The 1196-nt window shown below is 51.9% G+C and carries 1 protein-coding gene; it reads left to right on the forward strand.

Annotated features, from left to right (window positions below):
• Positions 1-31: 31 nt before the first annotated feature.
• The coding region (locus JCM23214_RS18295) for a VCBS domain-containing protein (protein WP_199899757.1) at positions 32-1196 on the forward strand (1165 nt) is incomplete at its 3' end.

Genomic DNA, 1196 nt, shown 5'->3' on the forward strand with positions numbered 1-1196 from the left:
ATCTGAGATTTCTGGAGAAGATACGGGTTTGGTGACCGAGGACGCTGATTTGACGGCGTCTGGCAAATTGACGGCTGAAGATGTTGATGCCGGTGAGAGTGGATTTGTCGCAGGCTCGATTGCGGGTGTTTACGGTGAGCTGTCTATTGATGCCGCTGGTAACTGGGCTTACACAGCTAATGATAGCGCAGAGCTGCAAGCATTGGGTGCTGATGATGTGGTTAGTGACACCCTTGTCGTGACGACACCGGATGGAACGACCCATACAATTACGGTTACACTGGAAGGTGTCAATGATATGCCCGTTATTACGGGTGTTGATACGGGCTCTGTTGCAGAGGATGGCCCTCTGCAGACAACAGGTAAGCTGGCCGCAGATGATGTGGATGCTGGCGAAAGCGGGTTTGCTCCAGGTCTTGTGCAAGGTGTCTATGGGGTTCTCAGTATCGATGCGGCTGGTAACTGGGCGTATAACGCATCTGGAAATACGGCGCTACAAGCTTTGGGTACGGGTGATGTCACGGCTGAAAAGTTGACAGTCTTCACAGTTGATGGCACCGCGCATGTAATTAACATTTCGGTATCCGGCTCAGACGATGCGGCTGTGATCAGTGGCGTTGATACAGGCGTTGTTGAAGAAGATGGTGTTCTGACAGCGTCAGGCAAGCTTAACGCAGAAGATGCGGATGCGGGGGAAAGTGGCTTTACAGCGGCTTCCGTCAGTGGTGCTTATGGCATGCTGGTGATTGATGCTGCGGGTAACTGGACCTATACAGCAAATGATACCCCAGCCCTTCAGGCGCTTGGCGCAGGTGATGTGGTTACGGATACAGTCGTTGTAAAGAGCATCGACGGAACTACACACAATATTACTATATCGGTTGAGGGGTCGGATGATGCCCCAGTGATCAGTGGCGTTGATACAGGCGTTGTTGAAGAAGATGGTGTTCTGACAGCGTCAGGCAAACTGACTGCAGACGATGCGGATGCAGGGCAAAGTGGCTTTATGGCTGAAACAGTGGCGGGTGTTTACGGTGAGCTTTCCATTGATGCGGCTGGCAACTGGACTTATACCGCTCATGATACAGCAGAGCTTCAGGCACTGGGCAAAGGTGAGATGGTCACTGACACGCTGACCGTGGCAACCACCGACGGAACCCAGAAACAAATCCTGATCAATATCAATGGTAAAGATG

Source organism: Sneathiella glossodoripedis JCM 23214 (genome assembly GCF_000616095.1).
Lineage (GTDB): Bacteria > Pseudomonadota > Alphaproteobacteria > Sneathiellales > Sneathiellaceae > Sneathiella > Sneathiella glossodoripedis.